Source organism: Xanthomonas sp. NCPPB 4467 (assembly GCF_041475665.2).
Classification (GTDB): domain Bacteria; phylum Pseudomonadota; class Gammaproteobacteria; order Xanthomonadales; family Xanthomonadaceae; genus Xanthomonas; species Xanthomonas dyei.
The window spans coordinates 1,371,907-1,397,367 of sequence record NZ_CM191260.1 but is presented as its reverse complement, the minus strand read 5'-3'; the positions used below and the strand labels follow the sequence as shown (position 1 = coordinate 1,397,367).

The 25,461-nt window shown below is 64.9% G+C and carries 25 protein-coding genes, 5 tRNA genes and 1 other RNA gene; 10 read left to right on the top strand and 21 right to left on the bottom strand.

Going from position 1 to position 25,461, the window contains the following annotated elements; all coding sequences use genetic code 11:
- Positions 1–4: 4 nt before the first annotated feature.
- From ACCQ06_RS06155 to ACCQ06_RS06145, 3 genes are read left to right on the top strand one after another with little or no spacing between them, the layout of a single operon-like run.
- Positions 5–961, top strand: a complete 957-nt coding sequence (locus ACCQ06_RS06155) for a DUF58 domain-containing protein (protein WP_316691263.1) — start codon at positions 5–7, stop codon at positions 959–961.
- A complete protein-coding gene (locus ACCQ06_RS06150) occupies positions 954–2,903 on the top strand; it encodes a transglutaminase TgpA family protein (protein WP_316691261.1) in 1,950 nt (649 codons plus the stop codon). The genes ACCQ06_RS06155 and ACCQ06_RS06150 overlap by 8 nt, the downstream gene beginning before the upstream one ends.
- Positions 2,900–3,433 (top strand): Slp family lipoprotein, encoded by a 534-nt coding sequence (locus ACCQ06_RS06145; protein WP_005995216.1) that lies wholly within the window; start codon positions 2,900–2,902, stop codon positions 3,431–3,433. Before ACCQ06_RS06150 ends, ACCQ06_RS06145 begins: the two co-directional genes overlap by 4 nt.
- 323 nt (positions 3,434–3,756) lie before the next feature.
- On the opposite strand, the gene ACCQ06_RS06140 is transcribed toward ACCQ06_RS06145, so the two are convergent.
- The 4 genes from ACCQ06_RS06140 to dnaX form a co-directional block, all read right to left on the bottom strand.
- Complete coding sequence (locus ACCQ06_RS06140; protein WP_316691258.1) at positions 3,757–4,107, bottom strand: histidine triad nucleotide-binding protein; 351 nt, start codon at positions 4,105–4,107, stop codon at positions 3,757–3,759.
- A 278-nt stretch (positions 4,108–4,385) separates the two neighbouring features.
- Entirely contained in the window at positions 4,386–4,979 is a 594-nt protein-coding gene (gene recR / locus ACCQ06_RS06135; RefSeq protein WP_055845864.1) for a recombination mediator RecR, read from the bottom strand.
- A gap of 97 nt (positions 4,980–5,076) precedes the next feature.
- Positions 5,077–5,397 (bottom strand): YbaB/EbfC family nucleoid-associated protein, encoded by a 321-nt coding sequence (locus ACCQ06_RS06130; protein WP_005913896.1) that lies wholly within the window; start codon positions 5,395–5,397, stop codon positions 5,077–5,079.
- A gap of 5 nt (positions 5,398–5,402) precedes the next feature.
- Positions 5,403–7,538, bottom strand: coding sequence for a DNA polymerase III subunit gamma/tau (gene dnaX, locus ACCQ06_RS06125; protein WP_316691229.1), 2,136 nt, complete (start codon positions 7,536–7,538; stop codon positions 5,403–5,405).
- Between the two features lie 135 nt (positions 7,539–7,673).
- Between dnaX and ACCQ06_RS06120 the strand changes: the two genes are divergently transcribed.
- Positions 7,674–7,766: transfer RNA gene (locus ACCQ06_RS06120), tRNA-Ser, on the top strand.
- A 75-nt stretch (positions 7,767–7,841) separates the two neighbouring features.
- An RNA gene (gene ffs / locus ACCQ06_RS06115) (signal recognition particle sRNA small type) lies at positions 7,842–7,938 on the top strand.
- Positions 7,939–8,096: 158 nt separating this feature from the next.
- Here the strand turns inward: ffs and ACCQ06_RS06110 are convergent.
- The 3 genes from ACCQ06_RS06110 to moaC are packed head-to-tail and all read right to left on the bottom strand — an operon-like array spanning position 8,097 to position 9,276.
- Positions 8,097–8,540, bottom strand: a complete 444-nt coding sequence (locus ACCQ06_RS06110) for a molybdenum cofactor biosynthesis protein MoaE (protein ID WP_316691227.1) — start codon at positions 8,538–8,540, stop codon at positions 8,097–8,099.
- Positions 8,537–8,782 carry a MoaD/ThiS family protein gene (locus ACCQ06_RS06105; protein WP_046963186.1) on the bottom strand — a complete coding sequence of 82 codons (246 nt, stop codon included), beginning with the start codon at positions 8,780–8,782 and terminating at the stop codon, positions 8,537–8,539. Before ACCQ06_RS06105 ends, ACCQ06_RS06110 begins: the two co-directional genes overlap by 4 nt.
- On the bottom strand, positions 8,779–9,276 hold the full coding sequence (moaC, locus tag ACCQ06_RS06100; protein ID WP_316691225.1) for a cyclic pyranopterin monophosphate synthase MoaC: 498 nt from the start codon (positions 9,274–9,276) through the stop codon (positions 8,779–8,781). Before moaC ends, ACCQ06_RS06105 begins: the two co-directional genes overlap by 4 nt.
- A gap of 117 nt (positions 9,277–9,393) precedes the next feature.
- On the opposite strand from moaC, the gene ACCQ06_RS06095 reads away from it, so the two are divergent.
- Positions 9,394–9,729, top strand: coding sequence for a hypothetical protein (locus ACCQ06_RS06095; RefSeq protein ID WP_316691223.1), 336 nt, complete (start codon positions 9,394–9,396; stop codon positions 9,727–9,729).
- On the opposite strand, the gene moaA is transcribed toward ACCQ06_RS06095, so the two are convergent.
- The 3 genes from moaA to ACCQ06_RS06080 are packed head-to-tail and all read right to left on the bottom strand — an operon-like array spanning position 9,676 to position 12,208.
- Positions 9,676–10,710, bottom strand: a complete 1,035-nt coding sequence (gene moaA / locus ACCQ06_RS06090) for a GTP 3',8-cyclase MoaA (protein ID WP_228324291.1) — start codon at positions 10,708–10,710, stop codon at positions 9,676–9,678. The genes ACCQ06_RS06095 and moaA overlap by 54 nt on opposite strands.
- On the bottom strand, positions 10,710–11,459 hold the full coding sequence (locus tag ACCQ06_RS06085; protein WP_316691221.1) for an MBL fold metallo-hydrolase: 750 nt from the start codon (positions 11,457–11,459) through the stop codon (positions 10,710–10,712). Before ACCQ06_RS06085 ends, moaA begins: the two co-directional genes overlap by 1 nt.
- Complete coding sequence (locus tag ACCQ06_RS06080) at positions 11,459–12,208, bottom strand: 3-deoxy-D-manno-octulosonic acid kinase (protein WP_104617017.1); 750 nt, start codon at positions 12,206–12,208, stop codon at positions 11,459–11,461. Before ACCQ06_RS06080 ends, ACCQ06_RS06085 begins: the two co-directional genes overlap by 1 nt.
- 20 nt (positions 12,209–12,228) lie before the next feature.
- On the opposite strand from ACCQ06_RS06080, the gene ACCQ06_RS06075 reads away from it, so the two are divergent.
- On the top strand, positions 12,229–13,278 hold the full coding sequence (locus tag ACCQ06_RS06075) for a glycosyltransferase family 9 protein (protein ID WP_316691215.1): 1,050 nt from the start codon (positions 12,229–12,231) through the stop codon (positions 13,276–13,278).
- A 195-nt stretch (positions 13,279–13,473) separates the two neighbouring features.
- Here the strand turns inward: ACCQ06_RS06075 and ACCQ06_RS06070 are convergent, their stop codons facing one another.
- Together ACCQ06_RS06070 and ACCQ06_RS06065 are read right to left on the bottom strand one after the other, a co-directional pair.
- On the bottom strand, positions 13,474–13,878 hold the full coding sequence (locus ACCQ06_RS06070) for a DUF6165 family protein (RefSeq protein ID WP_104617019.1): 405 nt from the start codon (positions 13,876–13,878) through the stop codon (positions 13,474–13,476).
- A 260-nt stretch (positions 13,879–14,138) separates the two neighbouring features.
- Positions 14,139–14,229 (bottom strand) — tRNA-Ser (locus tag ACCQ06_RS06065).
- A 196-nt stretch (positions 14,230–14,425) separates the two neighbouring features.
- Between ACCQ06_RS06065 and ACCQ06_RS06060 the strand changes: the two genes are divergently transcribed.
- On the top strand, positions 14,426–15,130 hold the full coding sequence (locus ACCQ06_RS06060; protein WP_104617020.1) for a PP2C family protein-serine/threonine phosphatase: 705 nt from the start codon (positions 14,426–14,428) through the stop codon (positions 15,128–15,130).
- A 127-nt stretch (positions 15,131–15,257) separates the two neighbouring features.
- On the opposite strand, the gene dnaQ is transcribed toward ACCQ06_RS06060, so the two are convergent.
- Genes dnaQ through ACCQ06_RS06045 form a run of 3 tightly spaced genes read right to left on the bottom strand, consistent with a single transcriptional unit; the run spans position 15,258 to position 17,141 of the window.
- A complete protein-coding gene (dnaQ, locus tag ACCQ06_RS06055; RefSeq protein WP_228324286.1) occupies positions 15,258–15,992 on the bottom strand; it encodes a DNA polymerase III subunit epsilon in 735 nt (244 codons plus the stop codon).
- 8 nt (positions 15,993–16,000) lie between these two features.
- Complete coding sequence (gene rnhA / locus ACCQ06_RS06050) at positions 16,001–16,456, bottom strand: ribonuclease HI (protein WP_104617022.1); 456 nt, start codon at positions 16,454–16,456, stop codon at positions 16,001–16,003.
- A 28-nt stretch (positions 16,457–16,484) separates the two neighbouring features.
- Positions 16,485–17,141: a hypothetical protein gene (locus ACCQ06_RS06045; RefSeq protein WP_316691209.1), complete on the bottom strand. Its 657-nt coding sequence runs from the start codon at positions 17,139–17,141 to the stop codon at positions 16,485–16,487.
- A gap of 12 nt (positions 17,142–17,153) precedes the next feature.
- On the opposite strand from ACCQ06_RS06045, the gene gloB reads away from it, so the two are divergent.
- Positions 17,154–17,921, top strand: coding sequence for a hydroxyacylglutathione hydrolase (gloB, locus tag ACCQ06_RS06040; RefSeq protein WP_316691207.1), 768 nt, complete (start codon positions 17,154–17,156; stop codon positions 17,919–17,921).
- Entirely contained in the window at positions 17,918–19,117 is a 1,200-nt protein-coding gene (locus tag ACCQ06_RS06035) for a lytic transglycosylase domain-containing protein (protein WP_104617025.1), read from the top strand. The genes gloB and ACCQ06_RS06035 overlap by 4 nt, the downstream gene beginning before the upstream one ends.
- Before the next feature lie 652 nt (positions 19,118–19,769).
- On the opposite strand, the gene ACCQ06_RS06030 is transcribed toward ACCQ06_RS06035, so the two are convergent.
- From ACCQ06_RS06030 to lon, 6 genes are all read right to left on the bottom strand, one after another.
- A complete protein-coding gene (locus ACCQ06_RS06030; protein WP_316691204.1) occupies positions 19,770–21,740 on the bottom strand; it encodes a peptidyl-prolyl cis-trans isomerase in 1,971 nt (656 codons plus the stop codon).
- A 282-nt stretch (positions 21,741–22,022) separates the two neighbouring features.
- A tRNA-Asp gene (locus ACCQ06_RS06025) sits at positions 22,023–22,099 on the bottom strand.
- A gap of 92 nt (positions 22,100–22,191) precedes the next feature.
- Positions 22,192–22,268, bottom strand: a tRNA-Asp gene (locus ACCQ06_RS06020).
- 27 nt (positions 22,269–22,295) lie between these two features.
- Positions 22,296–22,370 (bottom strand) — tRNA-Val (locus ACCQ06_RS06015).
- Between the two features lie 11 nt (positions 22,371–22,381).
- On the bottom strand, positions 22,382–22,654 hold the full coding sequence (gene hbs, locus ACCQ06_RS06010) for a non-specific DNA-binding protein Hbs (RefSeq protein WP_002806049.1): 273 nt from the start codon (positions 22,652–22,654) through the stop codon (positions 22,382–22,384).
- Between the two features lie 214 nt (positions 22,655–22,868).
- Positions 22,869–25,340 (bottom strand): endopeptidase La, encoded by a 2,472-nt coding sequence (gene lon / locus ACCQ06_RS06005; protein ID WP_104617027.1) that lies wholly within the window; start codon positions 25,338–25,340, stop codon positions 22,869–22,871.
- Between the last annotated feature and the right edge of the window lie 121 nt (positions 25,341–25,461).

Genomic DNA, 25,461 nt, shown 5'->3' with positions numbered 1-25,461 from the left:
ACACGTGCGTGCACCCTTGCGCGGCATCGGCCGCCGGCTCAGCCTGCTGGCCCGTCCGCGGGGAGCGGAAGCGTTGCCGATCGTGCTGGATCGGCGGCGTATCTATGTGTTGCCGACCCGCTTCGGGTTGTTCATCACCGGCTTGCTGCTGGCGATGCTGATGGGCGCGTTGAACTACAACAACAACCCGGCCTTGCTGCTAGCCCTGCTGCTGGCCACCGCCGGGATCGCCAGCAGCATCATGGCGCATCTGCAGTTGTCGGCGCTGCGCATCGAAGCGGTCTCGGCCGAGCCGGTGGTGGCCGGCGAGCCGCTGCGCATGCGGGTGTCGCTGGCACGTCGCGATACCCGCGTGCGGCGCGGGCTGCGGCTGGACCACCTGCAAAGCAGCGGTTTCTGTTCGCTGGTCGAGCACGAGATGGCCGACGTCGATCTGCTCGTGCCCACCACGCAGCGCGGCTGGCAGGACATCGAACGCATCCGGCTGTCGAGCACGCAGCCGCTGGGCCTGGTGCGGGCCTGGTCGTGGGTGTGGCCAGAAACTCCGCTGCTGGCCTATCCCAAACCCGAAGACCACGGCCCCACGCTGCCCGACGGCGCCGGTTCGCCCAACCAGACCCGCCTGCACGCGCAAGGCGAGGAACTGCATCAGCTGCGCCCGTACCGCGCCGGCGATGCGCCACGTACGATTTCCTGGAAGCATTCGGCGCGTCGCGACACCTTGCTGGTGCGCGAATACGAACAGCCCCTCGGCATCGAAGTGACGCTGGACTGGCGCACGCTCAACGCGCTGCCGTACGAACGCCGCATCGCGCGGCTTGCCCGCTGGGTCAATCTGGCCGAGCGCGACGGGCGGCGTTACCGCCTGCTGTTGCCGGGCCAGCCGCCGCTGGGGCCTGCGCAAGGCCCGTCCCACCAACACCTCTGTCTACGCGCCCTGGCGCTGCTTCCGCATGACTGAGCCGTCGCTTCCGATCAGCCAGGCCAGCCGCGGCTGGGTGCTGGCCACCAGTTGGCTGGCGCTGGCGCCGTTGCTGCTGCAGCTGCCCGGCCTGCTCGCCGCCACCATTGCGGTGGCCGCGGTCCTGGTCGGCGTGCTGAGCTGGCGCGGCACCGTGATGGCACCGGTGCGGGTATTGCTGGTGATCGCAATGCTGGCGGCGGTGTACTGGCAGATCGGCATGCGCTTCGGCCGCGATACCGGGTGTGCGGTGCTTGCCGCGATGCTGGCCATCAAGGCTTCCGAACTGCGCACCCTGCGCGATGCGCGCAGCCTGCTCGGCTTTGCCTTGTTCGCGCCGTTTGCGGCATTCCTGCTCGACCAGGGGCCTGCCACGATGGGCCTGGCGCTGCTGGCGGTGGTCAGCGCCTTGCTCAGCATGCAGCGGCTGGCCGACGAAGAGCATCGCACCCACACACCTGCGCTGCGCCTGCAGTTGCGCGGGATCGGCAAGCTGGTGGCCATCGGGGTGCCGCTGGCACTGGCGACCTTCTGGTTGCTGCCGCGTCTGAGTTCGCCGCTGTGGGGCGTGCCCGAGCGCGCGCTGTCGCGGACGGGCCTGTCGGACAACATGTCGCCGGGCGAATGGATCGACCTGATGGCCGACGACAGCCCGGCGCTGCGCGTGCAATTCACCGGCAAGGCGCCACCGCCGCAACAGCGTTACTGGCGCGGGCCGGTGATGTGGGATTTCGACGGCCGCACCTGGCAGCGCGCGCGCTGGACTGGTCGCGGCCAACCCGCGTCGGTCACGCCCGGCCCGCAGACCTATCGTTATCGACTGGATTACGAGCCCACCGACCGTCGCCAGCTGGTGTCGCTGGACCTGCCGACCCAGGGCGTGGCCGACGCCGAGCTGTCGCCCGATTACGAACTGTTCGCGCAGCGACCATTGAGCGCACTGACCCGTTGGGAGTTGCAATCGGCGCCACCGGCACGTTTCGATACCGACCTGCCCGATCAGTTGCGCAAGCGCGCACTCGCACTGCCGCCTGGCTTCAATCCGCGCACCGTTGCGCTTGCCAGGCAATGGCGGGCCGAAGCCGGCAACAACGACGATGCCGTCGTGCAGCGCGCACTGGGATGGATCACCCGCGAATTCGCCTACACGCTGGATACGCCACTGCTTGGCCGCAACAGCGTGGATGAGTTCCTGTTCCAGCAGAAAGCCGGGTTTTGCGAGCACTTCAGCTCCTCGTTCGTGGTGCTGATGCGCGCGGCCGGCATCCCCGCACGCGTGGTGACCGGCTATGCCGGCGGCACCTACAACCGGCTGGGCAACTACTGGGTGGTGCGCCGCATGGATGCGCATGCATGGACCGAAGTGTGGCTGGCCGGCCGCGGCTGGGTGCGTGTGGACCCCACGGCCGCCGTGGCGCCGGAACGCATCTACGACACGCTGGAAGATCGTCTGCAAACCGGTGGCAACAACTTCGCCCAGCTCGGCACCTGGGCCGGCCTGGGCCAGGTCAGCGATTGGCTGCGGCGCGGCTGGAACGATCTGGTGCTGTCCTTCAATGCCGACCGCCAACAACGGCTGCTGCAGCCGTTCGGTATCGACCGCCTGGAGCCCACCCAACTGGCCACCATCTTCGGCGTATTCGCGGTCAGCGCGCTGGCGTGGATGAGCTGGTTGCTGGCGCGCGGCGAACGCGAACGCGACCCACTGCTGCGTGCCTGGCATCGGCTGAGCCGGCGCTACGCCAAGCTGGGCCTTGCCCGCGAACCGCACGAACCGGCTATTGTCTGGGCGCAACGCGTCGCCCGCACCCACCCCGACACACCACTGTTGGCACTCAGCCAACGTTTCGCTGCCGCGCGCTACGCTGGCGCTGATTCGGACAGCGCCTCACTCCTTAAAGATCTGCAGCAGCATCGCCCGCGAACCGGAGTTTCCTCATGAGTACCCGCTTTCTTTTTCCCATTGTCGCTGTGCTCGGGCTCGCAGCCTGCGCCACCGCGCCCAAGCCGCTGCAGGGCCAGTTCCCCACGGTCAGCCCGAGCGATTCCACTGCCAGCGCGCAGCTCGGCACTTCGGTGCGCTGGGGCGGCAAGATCATCCAGACCAAGCCGAGCCAGGGCCAGACCTGCTTCGAGTTGATTTCGCGCCCGCTCAACGCCAGCGGCCGTCCGGACCGCAATGCCGTGGACGCCAGCGATGGCCGTTTCCTGGCCTGCCGCTCGGGCTTCTATGACCCGGCAGTGTTCGAGCCAGGCCGCGAAGTCACCTTCATCGGCAAGATCGAAGGCTATGAGACCACCAAGATCGGCGAGTACGACTACAAGCTGCCCAAGGTGGCGGCGGACGTGGTCTACCTGTGGCCGGAAGTGCGCGACGTCGACGTGATTCCGGCATACCCGTATGGTCCCTGGGGCGACCCGTGGGGTCCGCGCTGGGGCGGCGGTTGGGGCTGGGGCCGCGGCTGGTGGTAAGCGCCCGCTGAGTCCGCTGTGATCCAAAACGCCGCTCTTGAAGGAGCGGCGTTTTTATTTATGCGGGCAAGTTTGTTTGTGTGGGTAAGCGGCCGGTATTAGCGCGTTTCTGCTGGATCCTGATTTCGCCATTTCGCCAGCCCCGGCGCTGCGCGGGCGCTACAAGCCCTACTGGAGCCGCGACTGCGCGGCTGATATGAGCGCCTGCTTGTGTACATCGGCTCGCAACCGCAGCACTGGCGATCGGCCATGCCCAACCCTTGCCAGCCCTTTCCGCGGGAGAATCTGTTCGGTCACAGCGATGGCAACGCCCAGCGCTTCCGTCAGGGCGTGCCGAAGCGACCCAGCGGTGCACCGGCCAGCAGATGCAGATGGATGTGGAACACCGTCTGCCCGGCATGCTCGCGGCAATTCATCACGATGCGATAGCCGTCCTGCGCCAGGCCCTGCTCACGTGCGTACGCGGCAGCGGCGAGCGCCAACTTGCCGACCAGCAACGCCTGCTCCGGCGAGACGTCGTCCAGCGTGGAAATGGCGTGCAGCTTGGGAATGAAGAGCACATGTACCGGCGCCTGCGGCGCGATGTCTTCGAAGCCCAGCACCTCGTCGTCTTCGTAAACGATGGTGGCCGGGATTTCGCGACGGATGATCTTGCTGAAGATGGTGTCGGACATGGCGGGGATTAGGGATTGGCCATTTGGGATTGGTAAGAGCTTACCGCGCGCGTGGTCTGGCAGCTTTTGTGCAGCCTCGACCCGTGCCCAGCAGCAATGAGCTGTTTTAGAGGAGCGGCGCCTCCATCGCTTTCATCAACGCGGTAGCTGGATGCTCCCAGCGGTCAGCCGGCTGGTGATTCGAGATTCGAGATTGATGATTCGGGCTTCGTAGAATCTGAAGCGCACAGCCAAACCGCTTTGACCAATCCCAAATCCCGACTCACCAATCCCAGCCCTCAGACCACCTCACTGCGGGTGCCGAAGGCGTGCGACAGCGTGCCGCGATCCACATATTCCAGTTCGCCGCCCAGCGGCATGCCTTGCGCGAGCCGGCTGGGGCGCACGCCATGCTGGCGCGCCAACTGCGCCAGGTAATGCGCGGTGGCCTCGCCCTCCACGGTGGCGTTGGTGGCGATGATCATCTCAGTGATTTCACCGGCGGCCAGGCGTTCGCCGAGTTGGTCCAGCCCCAGCTCGCGCGGGCCGATGCCGTCCAGCGGCGACAGCCGTCCCTGCAGAATGAAATACACCCCGCGATAGCCGGTAGCGTGCTCGATCGCCAAGCGATCGGCCGGTGATTCCACCACGCACAGCTGCTGCCGGTCGCGACTGGCGTTGGCACAGATCGGGCAGATTTCCGCCTCGGTGAAGTCGCGGCATTGCACGCAATGGCCGACCTTTTCCACCGCACTGGCAAGCGCCGTCGCCAGACGCCGCCCACCCTCGCGCTCGCGCTCGAGCACGTGATAGGCCATACGCTGCGCCGATTTCTGGCCCACGCCCGGTAACACCCGGAAGGCTTCGATCAATTGTTCGAGTAAGGAGGACATTGGGTCGGGAATCGGGAATCGGGATTGGGGAATCGCAAAAGCTAAAGACAATCTCGGCCTTACGATTCCCGATTCCCCACTCCCGATTCCCCGCCTCTTAGAACGGCAACTTCATGCCCGGCGGCAGCTGCATGCCGGCGGTAGCCGAACCCATGCGGTCCTTGGATTCGGCATCGATCTTGTTGGAGGCGTCGTTGAAGGCGGCGGCGATCAGGTCTTCGGCCATTTCCTGGTCGGAAAGGATGCTGGGGTCGATCCGCACCTTGCGGCACTCCTTGGCGCCGGTCAGCGTCACGCTGACCATGCCGCCGCCGGCGGTGCCGGTGACTTCCAGCTTGGCCAGTTCTTCCTGGGCGCGCTGCAGGTTTTCCTGCATCTTCTGCGCCTGCTGCATCAATTGGGCAATGTTTCCACGCATGATCGTTACTCGTCGTAAGGGCGGATGGAATCGGGAACGACCCGCGCGCCCTGCTGCTGGATCAGCTGCTGCACATTCGGGTCGTTCATGAAGGCGGTTTCGGCTGCGCTCTGGCGCTCGCCTTTCTGCCGGTTGGCACGCTCATGCAAGGTCTCGACATCGGCATTGCCGGTTTCGATCACGATGCGCGGTGTGTCTCCGAGGACCGGCGCCAGCGCCTGCGCCAGGTTGGCGATGGAGCGTTCGGAGTTGAGATATTCGAAGCCCGGCGCCAGCGCCAGCCGCAGCACGCCATCGCGATGGCCGATAAACGCCGCATTGGCCGCGAGCTGACGCGACGGGCCGTTCAACCCGCTACGCGTGACCAGCTCAAGCCATTGTTCGGCGTCGGCAATGCGGCTGTCGTCGATCAGCGTGCTCGAATCGTTGCTGGACGCCGATGCGGATAGCGATGCTGAAGCTGGCGAAGCTTCGGCAGACGCAGCCACAGCAGAGAGCGCATCTGCAGCCGTCTCTGCCGGCACTGGAGCAGCGGCGGCAGCAAGCGCAGGCACACGTTCGGGCACCGCCATGATCGGCGCCGCAATAGTGGCTTCCGGCGGCAACGCCATTGCAGATTCGGGTGCCAGCACAACCGCCGTATCGGACACGGACGCTGGCGCAGCATGCGTGCGCACCGGCGCATCGTCCACCGCCCACGGCGGCGTGTCGTCAGTGCGCGCAGCAGCGGACGAGCGACCATCGAGCGACGGCTCCGCCGCAGCAAGCACCACAACCGGAGCCGAGGCTGCGTCGGCTGATGCTGCCGTTAGTGCTGCCGTTGGTGTTGGTGTTGGTGCCGATGTTGCTATCGGTGCCGATATTGACGCCGAAGTTGCCGTGGCTACCGGCGCCGTAGCAACACCCACGCCCGACGCCGCTTCAACCACCTCGACCGGCCTGACAGGCACTGCAGCCGCAGCGGTCACTGGTGCCGCCGCCTGCATGCCCACAGCAGCCGCGCGTGCACCGCCGCCTGCGCTGGCGCCGCGTCCATCGTCGCTGCTTCCAGCCGGCACCGCCGCAGCGGGGCGGAACGCCAGCATGCGCAGCACGGCCATCTCGAAACCGGCGCGCGGGCTCGGCGCCAGATACAGATCGCGGCGCCCGTTGAGCGCCATCTGGTACCACAGCTGCACCACTTCCGGCCGCAGCTGCGCCGCGAACGGGGTCGGGTCGATGCCGTCGCCGACAAACGCCACCGACGGCACCAGCTGCTGCACCTGCACGCGGTGCAAGGCCTCGGCCAGGGCTTCCAGCACGCCACCCCAGTCCGGCGAAAACTCCGCAAGTGCGGCCACCACCTGCAGCAGGCGCGCGCCATCGCCGTCGGCCAGCGACTGCAGCATCGCCCCGACCTGGGTGCGGTCTACCGTGCCAAGCATCGTGCGCACCACATCCTCGCGCAGCGCACCGCCGGCATAGGCGATCGCCTGATCCAGCAGCGACAAGCCATCGCGCAGGGAGCCATCGGCCGCCTTGGACAACTGCACGATCGCCGACGGATCCGATTCGATCTCCTCGGCGGCCAGGATGCGGGTCATCTGCCCCTGAATCTGGTCCTCGTCCAAGCGCTTGAGGTTGAACTGCAGGCAGCGCGACAACACCGTCACCGGCAGTTTCTGCGGGTCGGTGGTGGCGAGCAAGAATTTCACGTGTTCCGGCGGCTCTTCCAGGGTTTTGAGCAGCGCGTTGAATGCCGCCTTGGAGAGCATGTGCACTTCGTCGATCAGGTAGACCTTGAACTTGCCGCGCGAGGGCATGTACTGCGCGTTCTCGATCACCTCGCGCACATCGTCCACGCCGGTGTTGGACGCGGCGTCGATTTCCAGCAGGTCGATGTAGCGGCCGGCATCGATGTCCAGGCAGGCCGGGCAGCTGCCGCACGGGTCGGCACTGGTGCCGGTCTCGCAGTTCAGCGACTTGGCGAAAATGCGCGCAATGGTGGTTTTGCCCACGCCGCGCGTGCCGGTGAACAAAAACGCGTGGTGCACGCGCCCGCTGTCGAGCGCGTTGGTGAGCGCGCGGACCACGTGTTCCTGGCCCACGAGTTCGGCAAAACGCTTCGGGCGCCACTTGCGGGCAAGAACGAGATAAGACATCGGGCAACCAGCTTGTTCTGAGCCGATATTGTGCCACGGCCCGTCTCACCGACTGCGCCGGAAAGATTCAGCTTGTGGTACGGGCCGGCGACCGCTAGAATTTGCGACCCTGTTAGACCCCGGTCGTACAGGTACGGAGAGGTGTCCGAGTGGTTGAAGGAGCACGCCTGGAAAGTGTGTAAGCGTCTAAACCGCGCTTCGGGGGTTCGAATCCCCCTCTCTCCGCCAGTTTCATGATTTGCGCAATGACACCACTGTCGCAAATCGCAGGACCATGCCAGTGGCCCACGTCTTATGGTGGCCCCGTCGGTCCCTCGCGACGCTAGATCGAAAATCCCGCCAGGGCCGGAAGGCAGCAACGGTATCGATTGATGCGGGCGCCGAGGTCAACCGGCGGGGACACCACCCTACTTGTCTGTGCACGCGCTGGATCGACCTGGTCGATGCCACAGGCGCATGCCGTTGCCCGCACTCAGCCGCATCCATGACGGATGCGGCCTATGCCATGTCCAAGATCATCTTGGGTACGCTCTTGCACACGTCATTGCGACCGGGACGTCACGGCGATTCAGGATGCAACCAGCCCGCGTCGCCTTCCAGGTAATGCTCGTGCTTCCAGATCGGCACGCGCGCCTTGACCTCGTCGATGATGTAGCGGCACGCGTCGAACGCGACGCCGCGATGCGCCGCACTGACGCCCACCCAGACCGCCATGTCGCCGATCTGTAGCTCGCCGACCCGATGCACGCAGTGCGCATGCACGATGGCGAACCGGCGCGTCGCTTCATCGAGCACACGCTGACCTTCGGCCTGCGCCAGCGCGGCGTAGGCTTCGTAGCGCAACCCCGCAACGCCACGGCCTTCGTTGTGATTGCGCACCCAGCCTTCGAAACTGGCAAACGCACCGGCATGCGGATGCGCGGCGCCGGAACGCAACTGCTCCACCGGCAATGGCAGATCGGAAAGCGCAAAGATGGACACGATGTCATCGCTCACGGTCAACCTCCCGACACTGGCGGAATGAACACCACTTCGCTGCCATCGCGCAGCGCATCGTCCCAGCGCGCGAAGGCGCCGTCGACGGCAACGCGCAACTGCGCAGGCGTCCAGCGCAGGCCGTGCCGCGCATCGAGTTCGGCATACAGGCCACGCAGATCCGGCGCACCGGATTGCACACGCTCATCGGCGATCCCGGCCGCTTCGCGCAGGCTGGCGAAATACAACACCGTCACCGTTGCAGTCATTGCGCCACTCCGATATCGCGCTTGCCGCCACGCTTGGACACCAATTTGGTCGGCCCGATCGTCATGCCGTGCGATAACGCCTTGCACATGTCGTAGACCGTCAGCGCCGCCACGCTGGCGCCGGTGAGCGCTTCCATCTCCACACCGGTGCGATGCACGCAGCGCACGGTGCAGTGAATCTCCAGCAACTGCTCGCCTGCCCAGTCGATCTCGAAACGACAGGCATCGATCGGCAATGGGTGGCAGAACGGAATCAGCTCATGCGTGCGTTTGACGGCCATGGTGCCGGCGATCACTGCGGTCTCGACGATGCCGCCCTTGGCGCTGCGCAGGCCGTTGGCGCGCAACTGCGCGGCGACGGACGCCGGAAACCGCACCCGGCTGGTCGCCGTGGCGCTGCGTGCTGTGACCGCCTTGTCCGAGACATCCACCATGGTGGGGAGCCCGGCATCATCCAGGTGGGTCAGGCGCGTGGAACGGGACTTGGCAGGCATGGGAAACGACACGGTGATAGACGCTCAGGATGCGGCATTGTCGGTGAATGGGGTGCCTTGATGGAACAGCATCCGCCAACTGCGGGCGTGTTTACACCATAACGAACTGCGCAAGGCATGCCGTTCGACCCCATCGCGGCGATCGCGCATGCGCTAGCAACGCTGCGCGAGATCCGGCACCAGCAGTACTCCCGCGAAGGCATCTGCGTGGTTATCGACAGCAGCGGCATTGGCACGCAGCGCAGCGTCAATCTCGCTCTGCGTGTCGCGGCGCCAGGGGACGGCGAATTCAAGGAGTTCCGGATCGAGTCGTGCTGCCTGCGCCTGCGTGTAGTCCCGCACCTATGGATCGAGCAAGCGCGGCTCCAGCACGCACCTGCCGCACAAGCGTGCGCTCACTCATCCGCCGATCAAAAACATCTCGACCGGCTTGCCGCGACGCGGTTCCGATGATGCACGCACTTCACTGTAGCGGTCGCCACGCATGCTCCAGCGTTGACGCAAATGCGCCGCCAGGCCTTGCTCGCCGTCGGCCAAGGCCGGCTTGAGATCGTGGCCCTGGCTGGCGAACAGGCAGGTGTACAAGTGACCATCTGCCGACACGCGCGCGCGCTGGCAGTCGCCGCAAAACGGCACGCTAACCGAACTGACAAACCCCACTTCGCCCGCGCCGTCGACAAACGCGTGGCGTTGCGCGACTTCGCCGGTGTAATTGGCGTCCAGCGCCATCAGCGGCCAGCGTGCGTGAATGCGCGCGTGCAACTGCGCAGAGCTCACCACCGCTTCCGGCGTCCAGCCGTTGCAACTGCCCACGTCCATGAATTCGATGAAGCGCAACACATGCCCGGTGCCGCGGAAGTGCTCCACCAGCGGCAGCACCTGATCTTCGTTGACGCCACGCTGCACCACACAGTTGATCTTCAACCGCGTAAAGCCGGCCTGTTCGGCGGCGGCAATGCCGGCCAGCACCTGCGCGATGTCGCCGCGGTCGCCGCTCATGCGCTTGAATAGCGCCGGCTCCAGCGCATCCATGCTCACCGTGATGCGCCGCAACCCGGCCTGACGCAGCGCCTCGGCCTGCCGCGCAAGCAAGACGCCATTGGTGGTCAGCGCCAGATCCTCAATCCCCTCGATGGCGGTGAGTCGCGCAATCAAGGTCGGCAAATCGCGACGCAGCAACGGCTCGCCACCGGTCAAGCGCACCTTGGTGACACCCACCGACACGAACGCCCGCACAAGCGTTTCCAGCTGATCGAAGCTCAAGCGCTGTTGCGCATCGAAGCCGTAATCGTCGGGCACGCGGTCGGCCGGCATGCAATAACCGCAGCGGAAATTGCAGGCTTCGATCACCGACAGGCGCAGATCGCGCAGCGGGCGACCGTAGCGGTCCTGCATCGGGGCACCGGCCAGGGTCGGCAGCGACAAGGCGCCCATCAGCGCACCGTGTCGGCGGCCGGGTCCGCCAACGTCAAGTGTTGTCCGGGCACGGCCACGCTATGGCCGCGTGCACGCAGCACGTCGCCGTCGGCGTCGCTGGCATAGTGGTACAGCAGCATGCGGCTCAACAGGTCCTGCGGGTATTCCCGCTCCAGATCATCCACGCCAGTATGCGACGGGTTGCCGTGAACACCGCAGTCATGCGCGATGAGCTCGTTGTCGTCCGCATAACGCTTCAGCATTTCCGGAATCGGCCGGGTATCGCCGGTCCACACCAGCGCCCCTTTCAGGCGCAGCCCGTAGGCCGTCTCCGGCCAATGGTGGCGCACCGGGAACACCTCCAGCCGTACTCCGTCGTGCCAGAAGGCATCGCCGACCGGCACCAGCTGAAACGCATCCCAGAAGTTCGCCCCGCCCTCGGCCAGCACGTTCGGGTAGTCGGCGATGCGCCGCTGCAGCAGCGGCACTACCGGCGCCGGCACATACAGGCGCGTGCGCCCGCGTCGCTCGGAGAAGTAGCTGTCGACGAAGACTCGCTCCAGCCCGCCAACATGGTCCAGATGCACATGGGTGATGAAAATGGCCTGCGGCAGGTGGCCGTAATGCGCTTGATAGGCGGTCAGCCCCTCGCTGCCGCAGTCGATGGTCAGCCACGGCGCACCAGCGCGCTCGAGCGTGGCCATCGGCGAACCGAGCGCCACCGCCGACGCATTGCCGACCCCCTGCACGCGCAATGCCCACTGCATCAGTAGCCCCGGCCCCAGGCCAGCTCGTAGGCGCGATGCAGCCGCTCGTAATCCTTGTCGACATCTTCGCGGCTGCGATTGCCGCGCAGCTTCAACAGCGACCGATGCAGCCGCTTGAGATTGCGCTCGCGCCAGCGCGTGGCCGGAATGCGCAGCACGCCACGGTCGAAATCGATCAGCCAACCATGCCCGCCGGCATCGAACAGGATGTTGTGCGCATTGAGATCAGCATGATCCAGGCCGGCGCGATGGAAACGCGCAATCAGTTGCCCGGTCGCTTCCCACGGCGCGCCACGCCCGGCCACCTGCGCGTGATCGGCCAACGAGCGCACATCTTCCAGCCGCTCCATCAACAGCGCCGCGCGATAGCCCAGGCCTTCGCGCAGATAGCAGGCCGCCAGGGGGCGTGGCACCGGCAGCTTGCGTGTGATCAGTTCGCGCATCAGCCGGAACTCGGCAAAACTGCGTGTGCGCCCCGCGCCTTTCCAAAGATACCGGTCGCGGCTGACGCGCGCGGCCATGCCGCCGCGCAGATACTGCCGCAACACACTGCGGCCGAACGGCGCATCCACAAACCAGGCGCCGCCGCGCCCACCTTCGTCGACCGGCCGCGCCCTGTCGCCCCAGTGTTGCGGCGAAAACAGCCCGGCGTCGGCTTGCCGCAGCCGTTCGCGGTCGAACAGAATGGCGCCATAGCCGCAGCCCTCGCGGTACGGCGTCAGCGCTTCGGTGGCGTCGAAAGAAACCATCTATCGAGTCTAACAACACCATGGCTGTAACGCCTGCATCGCTGTGTTTGCTGCGCTTGTCCGCCCTGGGCGACGTGACCCATGTGGTGCCGCTGGTGCGCACGCTACAGGCGGGTTTCCCGCAGACGCAGCTGCACTGGATCATCGACAAGGCCGGCCTGAAGCTGCTCGACGGCCTGCCCGGCGTGCACTTCCATGCCTACGACAAACGCAGCGGCGTGTCCGGCATGCGTGCGCTGCGCCAGGCAATGGCACCGCTGGGACGCTTTGAGGCCCTGTTGCAGATGCAGGTGGCGTTGCGCGCCAATGTGCTGTCGGCATTCGTACCGGCGCGCCGCCGCATCGGCTACGACCGCAGCCGCTCCAAGGATCTGCACGGCCTGTTCGTCAACGAACGCATTGCCGACCGCCCCGGCATCCACGTGCTGGACGCCATCGGCAGCTTCGCCGAGCCGCTGGGCCTGCGCCAGACCCAGGTGCGCTGGGACCTGCCGGTGCCCGACGCTGCGCACGCCTGGGCGCGCGCGCAATGGGACGACGATGGCCACCCGGTGCTGATGATTTCCCCGTGCTCCAGTCACGTGCGGCGCAACTGGTACCCGGACCGCCACGCCGCGCTTGCCGACCATGCGGCGGCCCAGGGCTGGCGGGTGGTGCTGTGCGGCGGCCGCAGCGAACTGGAACGCAGCACCGCCGATGCCATCGTGGCGAATACGCACGCCCCGGTGCTGGATCTGGTCGGCAAGGACACCCTCAAGCAGCTGCCTGCGCTGCTCGCCCGCGCCAACCTGGTGGTCACACCGGATTCGGGCCCGATGCATATCGCCAATGCGATGGGCAGCAAGGTGCTGGGATTGCACGCGGCCAGCAATCCACGACGCAGCGGCCCGTATTCGGACGTGCGCTATTGCGTGGACCGTTACGACGCGGCGGCGCGCAAGTTTCTGCACAAGCCGGCCGATCAGCTCGGCTGGGGCACCAAGATCGAGTTCGACGATGTGATGTCGCTGATTACCGTCGACGACGCGATTGCTGCGTTCGAGCGCTATCGGGCGGATCATCTCCGCTAACGGCCGGCGACCGGATCTGTCCAAGTGATGGCCGGATCCGTCTGGCGAATGACGCGTCGCGCCGTTCTTCGTCCGCGCAAGGACTGAGTCACCAGGCCGATGCACCCTGCATTGCTCAAGCCGTCTATCGCGATGAAAGACGACCCTCGCATCAGTGTGCCGATTGGTACCGGCGCACTCGGTCCATCACTCCGCTCAGGCGCCGGTCGCGCGATAGTCCTGGTAGGACTTCTCTTCCACGTACGAAGACCCCAACGCCAGATTGATGTCCTTCTTGATCCGCGCGCGCTCGTCGTTTTCGATATAGACGCTGCGCGCCAGCTGCACAAACGCGTCGTCGAAGGTTTGCGCCTGCTCCTTGAGCCGGATGTCGTCTTCGATCACCCACAGCCGCTCGTTGACGGCCTTGAGCTCGGCGCGCAGCCGCACGATGTCGTGGCCGGCAGCCGGATGCGCCATCCAGCTGGTTTCCAGCGCTGACAACTCATTACGCACATTGGCCAACTTGGCCGCATCGCGGATGCGCTCGGACTTGATCTGCAGGATCGCGATCTTATCGAGCAGCTCACCAAAGGACACGGGCACCAGGATCTCGGACATGACAAGCCTCCAACGGGGATCGAACGGATTGTAGTCGTCGCAACGCCAACCGACTGCGACACATAAACAAAAGCCCCCTTGCGGGGGCTGATGCGAATCTGGCTGTGAGTCGTGGGGATTCACTCGGCACTACGTGCCTTCGCCCTGCGGGCGGCTTCGCCGTGCACACAGCGATGCCATCTGTCGAACCCGGGGCTTCTCACCCCACCAATGACGCCGGCAAAACTCACGCGTCATTGGCACAACTTGTCGCCTCAATCTGGCGGAGAGGGGGGGATTCGAACCCCCGAGGCGCTATAAACGCCTGCCTGATTTCGAGTCAGGTACATTCAACCGCTCTGCCACCTCTCCAGATGGTCCCCAGTGTCCTGGGGCCGTGCATCATACGGGCACACGCTTCAGGCCACAAGCGGCCTGAGCCATCGCCGGGCAGACCCGCCGCCGGCCCGGCGTGAACCGGCACTACCACTGGCGCGAGCGCCGTGTTGCTGCCGGCCGGCCGGGCCGCGATGATGGGCACGCATCTTCTCCCTGGCGACCCGGCCCCATGCTCGAATTCGGACACCTCACCCACGTCGGCCTGCGCCGTGACCTGAACGAGGACACCTATTACGGCGACAGCGAACTGGGGCTGTGGCTGGTGGCCGACGGCATGGGTGGGCACGCCTGTGGCGAGGTAGCCAGCGCACTGGCACGCGAAACCATCGTGCGCGAAGTCCGCGCCGGCACCCCGCTCGCGCAAGCAGTGCGCATCGCCGACGAAGAGATCATCAAGACCTCGCGCCGCTGCAACGACACCTTGCCGATGGGCACCACCGTGGTCGCCGCACGCGTCCTGGGCCATCGTTTCGAGGTGGCCTGGGTCGGCGACAGCCGCGCCTACCTATGGCGCGACGGGCGGCTGGCGCAACTCAGCCAGGACCATAGTTACGTGCAGGAACTCATCGCCCAAGGCACGCTCACCAGCGAGCAGGCGCGCGCGCATCCGCATCGCAATGTGGTCACCCAGGCACTGGGCGTCACCGACCCGGTACATCTCAACGTTGCCACCATGCAGGGCGAGCTCAAATCCGGCATGCAGCTGTTGCTGTGCAGCGACGGGCTGACCGAAGAAGTGGACGACACGGCGATTGCGGCCACCCTGTCGCAAGCCGATTGCAGCGCACAGGAGTGCGTGGAATGCCTGGTCGCCGCGGCACTGGACGGCGGCGGCTCGGACAACATCACCGCGATCCTGGTGCGTAGCTACTGAGCAAGGCTGCGCAGCGTCGATGTCGGACGTCGGCCTTCGCATACGCTGCAGACCTCCTGACGCCCTGACCATGCGCGGTACACGCAGTCGGTGGCGTGTGCCGCAAGCAATGGACAGCAGCGCCGCCTCAACCGGCGACAGCGCTCTCTTCAGCCGGCGCATCCCACAGCGCGCGGCCGGCCTTCTTGCGCAACTGCGCCAACCGCGCTTCGTGCGCCTGCGATTCCGACGCAGTCACCACCACGCGTGGGCGCGGCAGCAGCAATGCGGGGTCGAACGCGATCATGCCGCTGCCCTCATTGTTGTTCCGGCCGGCATCGGCACTCGCAAAGCCGATCTCCTCTTGACCGGACGTCAGCGCGATATACACATCGGCCAGAATCTGCGCATCGAGCAAGGCGCCATGCAACTGGCGATGCGCGTTGTCCACGCCCAAGCGTTTGCACAGGGCATCGAGCGAATTGCGCTGCCCCGGGTAACGCTCGCGCGCCATCATCAAGGTATCGACCACGGTGGCGCGGTCGATGATGCGGCCGTAGCCATTGCCCAGCAGCGACAGTTCGTTATCCAGAAAACCCAGATCGAACGCAGCGTTGTGGATGATCAATTCCGCGCCGTCGATATAGGCCAGGAACTCCTCCACCACATCGCCGAACAACGGCTTGTCGGCCAGAAATTCCAGGGTCAGCCCGGTAACTTCCTGCGCCCCCGGCTCGAAATCGCAATCCGGCTTCAGATAGCGATGAAAATTGTGACCGCTCGGGCGCCGTTCCAGCAGCTCCACCGCACCGATTTCGACGACGCGGTTGCCTTTGCGCCATTCCAGGCCGGTGGTTTCTGTATCGAGAATGATCTGACGCATGAATCCTCTTACGCAGTTGCAGCGCCGCCGCGCTGGGCGATGGTGGCCTGATTGCGGGCAAGCACGTCGACGCGCTCGTTGTCCGGGTCGCCATTGTGGCCTTTCACCCAGCGCCAATCGATGGTGTGCCGCTGGGTGGCCGCGTGCAGCCGCTCCCACAGTTCGCGATTCTTGACCGGATCGCCGCCAGCGGTTTTCCAGCCGCGTCGCACCCAGCCGGACATCCACTCGGTGATGCCCTGGCGCACGTACTGCGAATCGGTATGCAGCACGATCTGGCACGGCTCGGTGAGCGTTTCCAGCGCCATGATCGCGGCCATCAATTCCATGCGGTTGTTGGTGGACAGCGTTTCACCGCCGGCCAATTCCTTTTCGCGGCCGTTGTAACGCAGCAGGGCCGCCCAACCGCCTGGCCCCGGATTGCCGAGGCAGGAGCCGTCGGTATGCACTTCAATTGATTTCATCAGCTTCCACAGTTGTCGCGTACTAAGGTCAGATCGTGGCCACCGGTTGCGGCCAGCGCGTTGGCCGCGCGATCGGTGTCGGCGCAATCGGTGCGGAGGCGCGTTTTTCCACTTCGAGCAAATACACCGCCCGCCATGGCGCACGGCCAGGATCGGAGGAACCGCGCCCGGTCCGCCAGATCGGCCCAAGGTAGCGCTCGGTTTCCACGCACTGCAAGCCGGCCTGCTGCGCGAGCGATCGCCAGCGATCCGGGCGCAATGCCACCGGGCCGCGCCGCGCCCAATGAAACCGATATGGGCTCAGCGGATTGAGCGTGAACAGCCACAGCCGGCCTCCCGGCATCAACAGCCGCTCGCATTCGGCCAGAAACTCCGCCGCACCGCCAACCACCGCATGCTGCACCACGATGGCCTGCAGGCTTTCGGTGGGCAACGGAAACGGCATCGCGCACCGGGCATCGCCGGCAAAGCGTCCGGCGCTACGAAACAGGCGCAACCCGCGGCCATCGAGCAACTCGCGTTGCGGCAACTCCTTGGTCGGCGCCACCCACAACCAGGGCTGGGATGGCCTCGTCTGCAGTGCCTCCAACGCCAGGCGGCGCTCGGACTGGAGCAGGCTGCGCCCCGCATCCGTATCAAACCAGGATGAGACGCCAGCTTGACGGGAGAATGGGGCGGCAGGCATGGTCCCAATTCTATGCGACTGACCGCCCTACCCGCATTCGACGATAACTACATCTGGGCGCTGGTCGCCGCAGAGGGCCGTGCCGTCATTGTCGACCCGGGCCAGGCCGAGCCGGTGATCGCCGCCGCCGCGCGCGAAGGCTGGACGCCCAGCGCGGTGCTGCTCACCCATCATCATGCCGACCACATCGGCGGCGTGGCAGCGCTGCAGCAGCGTTGGCCCGAGCTCGAACTGTTCGGCCCGGACGACGAGCGCATCCCCGCAGACGCCCGCCGCGTCGGCCAGGGCGAGCGGTTGCGGTTGCTGGACACCAGATTCGATGTGCTGGAGGTGCCCGGCCACACCCGCAGCCATATCGCCTTTGTGACAGACCGCCATCTGTTCAGTGGTGATACCCTGTTCAGCCTAGGCTGTGGGCGGATGTTCGAAGGTACAGCTCCTCAGATGTTCGACTCGTTGCAGCGCCTGGCCTCTCTGCCCGGCGAAACGCTTGTGTGTTGCGGCCACGAATACACCCTGGCCAACGCGGCCTTTGCGCTGCACGTCGATCCCACCAACGCTGCCTTGCAGCGCCGTCAACAGGAAGCCCAGGCCATGCGTCAAGCAGCCCGTCCTACCCTGGCGATTTCGCTCAAGAGTGAACTGGCCACCAATCCGTTCTTACGTACCAGCCGTCCTGAAATCCGCGCTGCGGTGGCACCACGTGCCGCCGGCGTACTTTCCTCCGAAGTAGACGTTTTCGCCGAACTTCGGCGCTGGAAAGACGAATTTCGCGCATGAGGCGCCTGGTTCTGGCAGTACTGGTCGCCGTTGCGGCCATTGCACCGGCAGCGGCTGCACCGGCAGCGGCCCCGTCCAATGACGCGAGCCGCCCCACATCCGTCGACAGCACCGCTGTCGCGTCCAACGCTCCCAGCATGCGCAACGGGCGTGAGATCTTTTCGTCGTTCCTGGAAGGCCGCGCCGACCCGGGCTGCGACAGCGAACACAGCGATACCCGCTGGGAACAGCACTTCTCACGCGCTCCGGCCCGCCTGGCCGACGACGCGCAGGATGTCCTGCCGCTGTTCGGGTATGTGGTCGACGAACTGCGTGCCGCCGACATGCCGACCGAATTTGCGCTGATTCCGTTTGTCGAGAGCGGCTACCGCCCTGGCGCGCGCAACGGCAGCGGCCCGGCAGGACTTTGGCAGTTCATTGCCACCACCGCGCGCAATCACCACGTGCCGGTCGGGGCGCAGTACGACGGCCGCCTATCGGCCGTGGATTCCACCACTGCAGCGGTGCGATATCTCAAGACGCTGTATGGCATGTTCGGCGGCGATTGGCGCCTGGCGCTGATGGCCTACAACGCTGGCGAATACCGCGTCCTGCAGGCCATGCGCAGTGCCGGCATGAACGCGCAGAACGCGCGTCCGTCGGAGCTGCCGGGCATGTCCAAGGTCACTTACGACTATGTCGAAAAACTGCATGCGCTGGCCTGCGTGCTCGATCATGCGCAGCAACAGGGCGCGCTGATGACATCGCTGGATCGCCCAGTCCCGGTATTGACCGAACATGCACTTCCGGCTGGTACCAGCCTTAATACCTGGGCCGGGCAGCGTGCGATCGAGCCGCAACTGTTGGCCCGCCTCAACCCTGCAGTGGCAAGCGCCCGTGCGGCCCCCAAGGGTGTCCACGTGCTGGCCCCTGCCGCGGCAGCGAAGCCCGGCTCCAGCGGCGAAGTGGTGGCATCCACCTCTGCAGGTATGGACGTCGACACAGCTGGAGCCGCAACAGCGGTCGCCAGCACTACGACGGCCCAGCCATCGCGCTCCTCGCCCGCCCGCACCCACACCGTGCGCACTGGCGAGTCTGCATGGGCCATCGCACGGCGCTACGGCATCACGGTCGCCACCCTGCTCGCAAGCAACGGCCTGGATAAGCAGGCCGTGTTGAAGCCGGGCATGGTGCTGTCGTTCAACGACACGCCCTGAGCGAGCCGCTTGATCAGCCGCGCATGCGGCTGGTTATCGCGAGGCTTTGCTTGACTGATCGCCGTCGTTTGAGAACTCATCTAGGTCTCGAAGCGCCTCGACTGATTGCTGCCGTTGCATCGCGTGCGTCTTGATAACTCGCTGGCATCGGTCGACGCAGAACTTTACTGCATCGGCGGGCGAGTCATCGGACTGCAGCTTCCCGTATGGCTCGCAGCTGCCCGAACTCAGGGAAAAGGCGCCGACACGTTCCAAGAACGGTCGGCGCAGCGCTGGCCAGACATCCGCGCTGCCAACACCCAAGCCACATGCTCACGACGGAGCGGCACATGGCCAGACCAACCGCCAGGAGCGGCCAAGCGAACCCAGCGAGTAAGTCGTCAGAGGGGCATGGACGGCACACTCGGACCCGGACCGCAGGAGCGTGACACTCCGCACCGAAGACAGGCCGCGCGCGCCGCGGCTATAAGCGTCTATCAGCCGTTCGTACCGTGCTGTGTATGCTCGACGGCAGACCGGCTGGACACTGACTGCTCACCACTTTGCATCGACGGCTGAAACACGACCACATACCAATGCGCAACGCCAACAGCGCACAAAGAAAAAGCCCGGTCACCCGGGCTCTCTCTTTGCATCCGGCGACAGCCAGCCGTTACAACTGCGCCTCTTCAATCTGGATCTTGTAGCGCTTGCGCATTTCCTTGACGTAGGCCTGCGCGGCGTTGTTGCCGTCGATCTGGCTCAGCTGCTCGCGCAGCATCGTCTGCTGCTCGGCCGGCATCTGCTTCAGGTCGCCCGGCGTGGCCTTGCTGATCACGAACACCGCAAAGCGGCCGCCATCCAGCTCCACCTTACCCACCGACGGCTTGCCCTCGGTCGGACGCGGCGCGCTGAAGATTGCCCGATTTGCGGCCGACGTCGGAATCGGCGCAGTGCGCGGCAGGCCCGGGATCGGCTGCACCTGCAGCTTCTCGCTCGCCGCCAGCGCCTGCAGGGTTTCACCCTTCTGCACGCGTGCCAGCAGCGCATCGGCGGCCGCGGCTGCAGCCTTCTCGGTACGGTCGGCATGTACCGCCGCAATCACCTTGTCGCGCACCTTGTCCAACGGCAACGCCTGCTCGGCGGTGTGGTTGGTCACGCGCAACATCACGCTGTGGTTCGGTGCGATGGTGATCGGGTCGCTCACCGTGCCGTCCTGTACCAACGTTTCGGAGAACGCCGAACGCAGTACCGCCGGATTGGCGGCAATACCGCTGGCGTTGGTGCGCGAGAACGGGCCGAGGGTCTGCACCGGCAGACCGACCTGCTTGGCCGCCGGCTCCAGCGCAGTCGGATTCTTGTAGACCTGGTCCACCAGCTTGCCGCTGATATCGGCATACGCCTTGTCGGCATCGGCCTTGAGCTGCTCGGCGGCAAGCTGGTAACGCACCTGCTCGAACGACTTGCCCTGCCCGCCCTTGACCTCACGCAGCTGGATCACGTGATAGCCGAACTCGGTCTTGATCGGCCCGACCACATCGCCGGCCTTCATCGAAAACAGCGCGTCTTCGAACGGCTTGACCATGGTGCCCTTCTCGACCCAACCCAGATCGCCACCGGCATCCTTGGAGCCCGGATCCTGCGAATTGGCCTTAGCCAGCGCAGCGAAGTCGGCACCTGGCTGCTTGGCTTCGGCAGCAAGCTTGGCCGCCTTGGCTTCGGCGGCTTTCTGCGCAGCAGCATCGCTACCGGCGCTGATCAGGATGTGCGACGCCAATCGTTGATCCGGCTCGACAAAGCGCGCCTTCTCTTCTTCATAGCGCTTGCGCAACGTCGCCTCGTCAGCTGCCGTGGCCGGCGGCATCGTGGCGGCATTGAGCTCGACGTACTCGATGCTCACGGTCTCCGGCTGACGGAAATCCTGCGTATGCGCGTCATACCATTGCTTGATCTGCGCATCGCTGACCGGCGCGGTATCGGCGGCCGGCGGCGGCAACATTGCCAACTCCACGTCGCGCGTTTCGCCCATCAGCTTGAGCAGGCGCTCAAACTCGGACTTGGTTGCAAAACCCGATTCGGCCACAGCCTGCGGGATCACCGACTGCTGCAAGCTGTCGCGCACCAGCGCATCGAACTGCGCCGGCGTGCGCGGCGGTGTGCCCTGCGCCAATGCGGCGCGGTACTGGTCGGGGCTGAACTTGCCATCGACCTGGAACGCCTGAATATTGGTGATGTAATCGCGCACCGTGGCATCGCCGATCACGATACCGGCATCTTCGGCACCCAGGCGAACCACTTGCTCGTCCACCAGCTGGTCGAGCACCTGTAGCTTGTTTTCGCGGGATTCGAAGGTGCGCGGGTCGAAGTTCTCGCCCTGACGCTGGCGCTCCTGCATGCGCGCCTGTTCGAAGCGCGCGCGGAAATCCTGCGTGCTGATTTCGTGGTGCTGCCACAGCAGCGAGATCGGCCACCAGGTCGGCGCGGATTTCCACCACGTCGGCGGCGCCTGCACCTTGGCCACATTGTTGGCGCCAATGCCGCCCAGGTAGCTGTTGTCGATGACGAACAGGAACGGAATCATCAGCAACCCCAGGATGGCGGTAGCGATCCAGCCTGACGTCTTGTCGCGAAGTTTCTGCAGCATTGGCAAATCACGGCCTGTGGGCGAGCCGCGCAGTGTAACCCGCTTGACGCCACGCACCCAGCCCAACGCCCGTTAGCCTCGGGTCAAGATGCAGCAAAGCTGCGGCGCTGCATCGGCAAAGACGGCGAGCGCGCCGCAACTACAGTCGTTATCGCGCCGCGTTACCGCCGCACCCGAACTGTGCTCCCGCCACCAAAGGCCAACGCGCCGTCCAACCGCGGAACAAGGCTTGAACAGCCAATAAAAAAGCCCCCGGCACAAGGCCGAGGGCTTCGGTATAACTGGCGGAGCGGACGGGACTCGAACCCGCGACCTCCGGCGTGACAGGCCAGCATTCTAACCAGCTGAACTACCGCTCCGCTTTAAACTTGGACATCTACCCCACTGCATTCGCTTCGCAAATGTCGTGGAGAAAACGAAGCCCCCAATTGCTCAGGGGCTTCGGTGTAACTGGCGGAGCGGACGGGACTCGAACCCGCGACCTCCGGCGTGACAGGCCAGCATTCTAACCAGCTGAACTACCGCTCCGCGCTTAAAACTTTGCCTGGTGCTTAGTGGTGGGTGCTGAGGGTTTCGAACCCCCGACCCTCTCCGTGTAAGGGAGACGCTCTACCGCTGAGCTAAGCACCCTAGCGAGTCGACTAGTTTACTGCATCCTTCAGGGCTTTACCAGCCTTGAATGCAGGATTCTTCGAAGCAGCAATCTTGATGCTATCGCCGGTCTTCGGGTTGCGGCCGGTACGCTCAGCGCGCTCGCGGACCTGGAAGGTGCCGAAGCCAACGAGGGTGACAGCGTCGCCCTTCTTCAGCGCCTTGGTGATTTCGCTCACAACCGCGTCGACAGCACGGCCAGCTTCAGCCTTGGAGATGTCAGCGGCAGCGGCAACGCCATCGATCAATTCGGTTTTATTCATTCTTGAAACTCCCTTTGCGGCAGATGCCGCGGAATCGACAATCGGCGCTCTTGCCGTTAGCGAAGAACCCGACACAAGTGGTATCGCGTGACGCATCACATTTTGCCGCGCCCACGAGTCGTGCATTTATACCAGCGCCCCCAACGGCACGCAAGCCAAAACCCAATAACGACGCGGGTTTTGGCTTGTTTCGGGACGTCTTAGACAGCGCACGTTAGTGCTTGACGCGGGTACCCGGAGTAGTGCGCGACTTGCCGCGCACGGCAACGCGCGACGCGGTCTTGCGGGCTTTTTCCTTGCCTGCCTTCTTCGGTGCCAGCGGACGCTCCAGGGCGAGATCCAGCACTTCGTCGATCCACTTGACCGGCACGATCTTCAAGTCGCGCGTGACGTTGGCCGGGATGTCGGCCAAGTCCTTGCGGTTCTCGTCCGGGATCAGCACGGTGCGAATGCCGCCACGCAGTGCCGCCAGCAATTTCTCCTTCAAGCCACCGATTGCCGACACGCGACCACGTAGCGTGATTTCGCCGGTCATCGCCACATCGGCGCGGATCGGCACCTTGGTCAATACCGATACCAACGATGTCACCATCGCGATACCTGCACTTGGGCCGTCCTTCGGTGTGGCGCCATCGGGCACGTGCACATGCACGTCCTGTTTCTGCAGGAAATCCACATCGATGCCCAGACGCTCGGCGCGCGAACGCACCACCGACAGCGCCGCCGATGCAGACTCCTTCATGACGTTACCAAGCTGACCGGTCAGGATCAGATTGCCCTTGCCCGGCACCAACGTCGATTCGACCTGCAACAACTCGCCGCCGACTTCGGTCCACGCCAGACCGGTGACCAGACCGATTTCGTTTTCTTCTTCGGCGCGGCCGAAGTCGAAGCGACGCACGCCCAGGTACTTGTCGAGATTCTTCGACCCCACCGTCACCAACGCCTTCGGCTTGCCCTTCTTGGCAACAACTTTCTTCGCAACCGGCTGCGGGCCGGCGAGTGCGATTTCCTTGACCACCTTGCGGCAGATCTTGGCGATCTCGCGCTCCAGATTACGCACGCCCGATTCACGGGTGTAGTAGCGCACGACATCCTGGATCGCATCGCTGCCGATCTCGATCTCTTCCGGCTTCAGGCCATTGGCCTTGATCTGCTTGGGCACCAGGTAACGCATCGCGATGTTGAGTTTTTCATCCTCGGTATAGCCGGGGATGCGGATCACTTCCATGCGGTCCAGCAGCGGGCCGGGGATGTTGAGCGAGTTAGAGGTGGCGACGAACATCACCTCCGACAGATCCAGATCCACTTCCAGATAATGGTCGTTGAAGGAATTGTTCTGCTCGGGATCGAGCACCTCCAGCAATGCCGACGACGGGTCGCCGCGGAAGTCCATCGACATCTTGTCGATCTCGTCCAGCAGGAACAGCGGATTCTTGCTGCCGACCTTGTTGAGGTTCTGCACCAGGCGACCCGGCATTGAGCCGACATAGGTCCGGCGATGGCCACGGATCTCGGCTTCGTCGCGGATGCCGCCCAGGCTCATGCGCACGAACTTGCGGTTGGTCGCCTTGGCGATCGACTGCCCGAGCGAGGTCTTGCCCACGCCCGGCGGGCCGACCAGGCACAGGATCGGGCCCTTCATTTGCTTCACCCGCGACTGCACTGCCAAGTACTCAAGGATGCGCTCCTTGACCTTGTCCAGACCGTAGTGATCGGCGTCCAGCGTATCTTCGGCAACCTTCAGATCCTTGCGAACCTTGGTGCGCTTCTTCCACGGCACGCCCAGCAGCCAGTCCAGATAATTGCGCACCACCGCTGCCTCGGCGGACATCGGCGACATCTGCTTGAGCTTATTGAGCTCGGCCTTGGCCTTGGTCTCGACCGGCTTGGGCATGCCGGACTCGGCGATCTTGCGCGCAAGTTCTTCCAGCTCGCCCGGCGCGTCGTCCAGGTCGCCCAGCTCCTTCTGGATCGCCTTCATCTGTTCGTTGAGGTAGTACTCGCGCTGGCTCTTTTCCATCTGCGACTTCACGCGGCCGCGAATGCGCTTTTCCAGCTGCTGGACGTCGATTTCGCCATCCACCAGCCCAACCAGCAACTCCAGGCGCTCACCGATCTCGGTGATTTCCAGCAGGCGCTGCTTGTCGGCCAGGCGCACGCCGATGTGCGCGGCGATGGTGTCGGCCAGGCGGCCCGGCTCGTCGATGCCGGCCAGGGTCTGCAACAACTCCGGCGGCAACTTGCGGTTGGTTTTGACGTACTGCTCGAACAGGGACATCAACGAGCGCGCGATCGCTTCCACTTCGCGCGGCTCACGGCCATCGCTGGCTTCCACTTCGGTGCCCTGCCCCTGCAATGCGCCGTCCAGCTCGACGACCTTGTCGACGATGACCCGCGACAGGCCCTCGACCAGCACCTTGATGGTGCCATCGGGCAGTTTGAGCAGTTGCAGCACCTGGGCCAGGGTGCCGACGGTGTACAGATCGCCGGCGGCCGGGTCGTCGGTTTCGGCCGATTTTTGCGCCACCAGCAGGATGCGCTTGTCCGCATCCATGGCCTTTTCCAGCGCGCGCATCGACTTGTCACGGCCGACGAACAGCGGAATCACCATGTGCGGAAACACCACCACGTCGCGCAGCGGCAACACTGGCAGATCGAGAACTTCTGGTTGGGACTGGGCCATGGGGCGCTCCGCAGGAATCGGGGAAATTAGGGCCTAAAAAAAGCCGATGGCCCCGTTATGGGGCCATCGGCGAGGTGTTGCAAGTAGCAGTCCGAAACCCTTTATCCGCGAGCGAGGCCAA

Excerpts from the sequence above, each read along its gene's own strand:
- ACCQ06_RS06150 (WP_316691261.1), top strand. The coding sequence starts at position 954 with ATGACTGAGCCGTCGCTTCCGATCAGCCAGGCCAGCCGCGGCTGGGTG.
- ACCQ06_RS06145 (WP_005995216.1), top strand. The coding sequence starts at position 2,900 with ATGAGTACCCGCTTTCTTTTTCCCATTGTCGCTGTGCTCGGGCTCGCA.
- ACCQ06_RS06140 (WP_316691258.1), bottom strand. The coding sequence starts at position 4,107 with ATGTCCGACACCATCTTCAGCAAGATCATCCGTCGCGAAATCCCGGCC.
- recR (WP_055845864.1), bottom strand. The coding sequence starts at position 4,979 with ATGTCCTCCTTACTCGAACAATTGATCGAAGCCTTCCGGGTGTTACCG.
- ACCQ06_RS06130 (WP_005913896.1), bottom strand. The coding sequence starts at position 5,397 with ATGCGTGGAAACATTGCCCAATTGATGCAGCAGGCGCAGAAGATGCAG.
- dnaX (WP_316691229.1), bottom strand. The coding sequence starts at position 7,538 with ATGTCTTATCTCGTTCTTGCCCGCAAGTGGCGCCCGAAGCGTTTTGCC.
- ACCQ06_RS06105 (WP_046963186.1), bottom strand. The coding sequence starts at position 8,782 with ATGACTGCAACGGTGACGGTGTTGTATTTCGCCAGCCTGCGCGAAGCG.
- moaC (WP_316691225.1), bottom strand. The coding sequence starts at position 9,276 with ATGCCTGCCAAGTCCCGTTCCACGCGCCTGACCCACCTGGATGATGCC.
- ACCQ06_RS06095 (WP_316691223.1), top strand. The coding sequence starts at position 9,394 with ATGCCGTTCGACCCCATCGCGGCGATCGCGCATGCGCTAGCAACGCTG.
- moaA (WP_228324291.1), bottom strand. The coding sequence starts at position 10,710 with ATGGGCGCCTTGTCGCTGCCGACCCTGGCCGGTGCCCCGATGCAGGAC.
- ACCQ06_RS06085 (WP_316691221.1), bottom strand. The coding sequence starts at position 11,459 with ATGCAGTGGGCATTGCGCGTGCAGGGGGTCGGCAATGCGTCGGCGGTG.
- ACCQ06_RS06080 (WP_104617017.1), bottom strand. The coding sequence starts at position 12,208 with ATGGTTTCTTTCGACGCCACCGAAGCGCTGACGCCGTACCGCGAGGGC.
- ACCQ06_RS06075 (WP_316691215.1), top strand. The coding sequence starts at position 12,229 with ATGGCTGTAACGCCTGCATCGCTGTGTTTGCTGCGCTTGTCCGCCCTG.
- ACCQ06_RS06070 (WP_104617019.1), bottom strand. The coding sequence starts at position 13,878 with ATGTCCGAGATCCTGGTGCCCGTGTCCTTTGGTGAGCTGCTCGATAAG.
- ACCQ06_RS06060 (WP_104617020.1), top strand. The coding sequence starts at position 14,426 with ATGCTCGAATTCGGACACCTCACCCACGTCGGCCTGCGCCGTGACCTG.
- dnaQ (WP_228324286.1), bottom strand. The coding sequence starts at position 15,992 with ATGCGTCAGATCATTCTCGATACAGAAACCACCGGCCTGGAATGGCGC.
- rnhA (WP_104617022.1), bottom strand. The coding sequence starts at position 16,456 with ATGAAATCAATTGAAGTGCATACCGACGGCTCCTGCCTCGGCAATCCG.
- ACCQ06_RS06045 (WP_316691209.1), bottom strand. The coding sequence starts at position 17,141 with ATGCCTGCCGCCCCATTCTCCCGTCAAGCTGGCGTCTCATCCTGGTTT.
- gloB (WP_316691207.1), top strand. The coding sequence starts at position 17,154 with ATGCGACTGACCGCCCTACCCGCATTCGACGATAACTACATCTGGGCG.
- ACCQ06_RS06035 (WP_104617025.1), top strand. The coding sequence starts at position 17,918 with ATGAGGCGCCTGGTTCTGGCAGTACTGGTCGCCGTTGCGGCCATTGCA.
- ACCQ06_RS06030 (WP_316691204.1), bottom strand. The coding sequence starts at position 21,740 with ATGCTGCAGAAACTTCGCGACAAGACGTCAGGCTGGATCGCTACCGCC.
- hbs (WP_002806049.1), bottom strand. The coding sequence starts at position 22,654 with ATGAATAAAACCGAATTGATCGATGGCGTTGCCGCTGCCGCTGACATC.
- lon (WP_104617027.1), bottom strand. The coding sequence starts at position 25,340 with ATGGCCCAGTCCCAACCAGAAGTTCTCGATCTGCCAGTGTTGCCGCTG.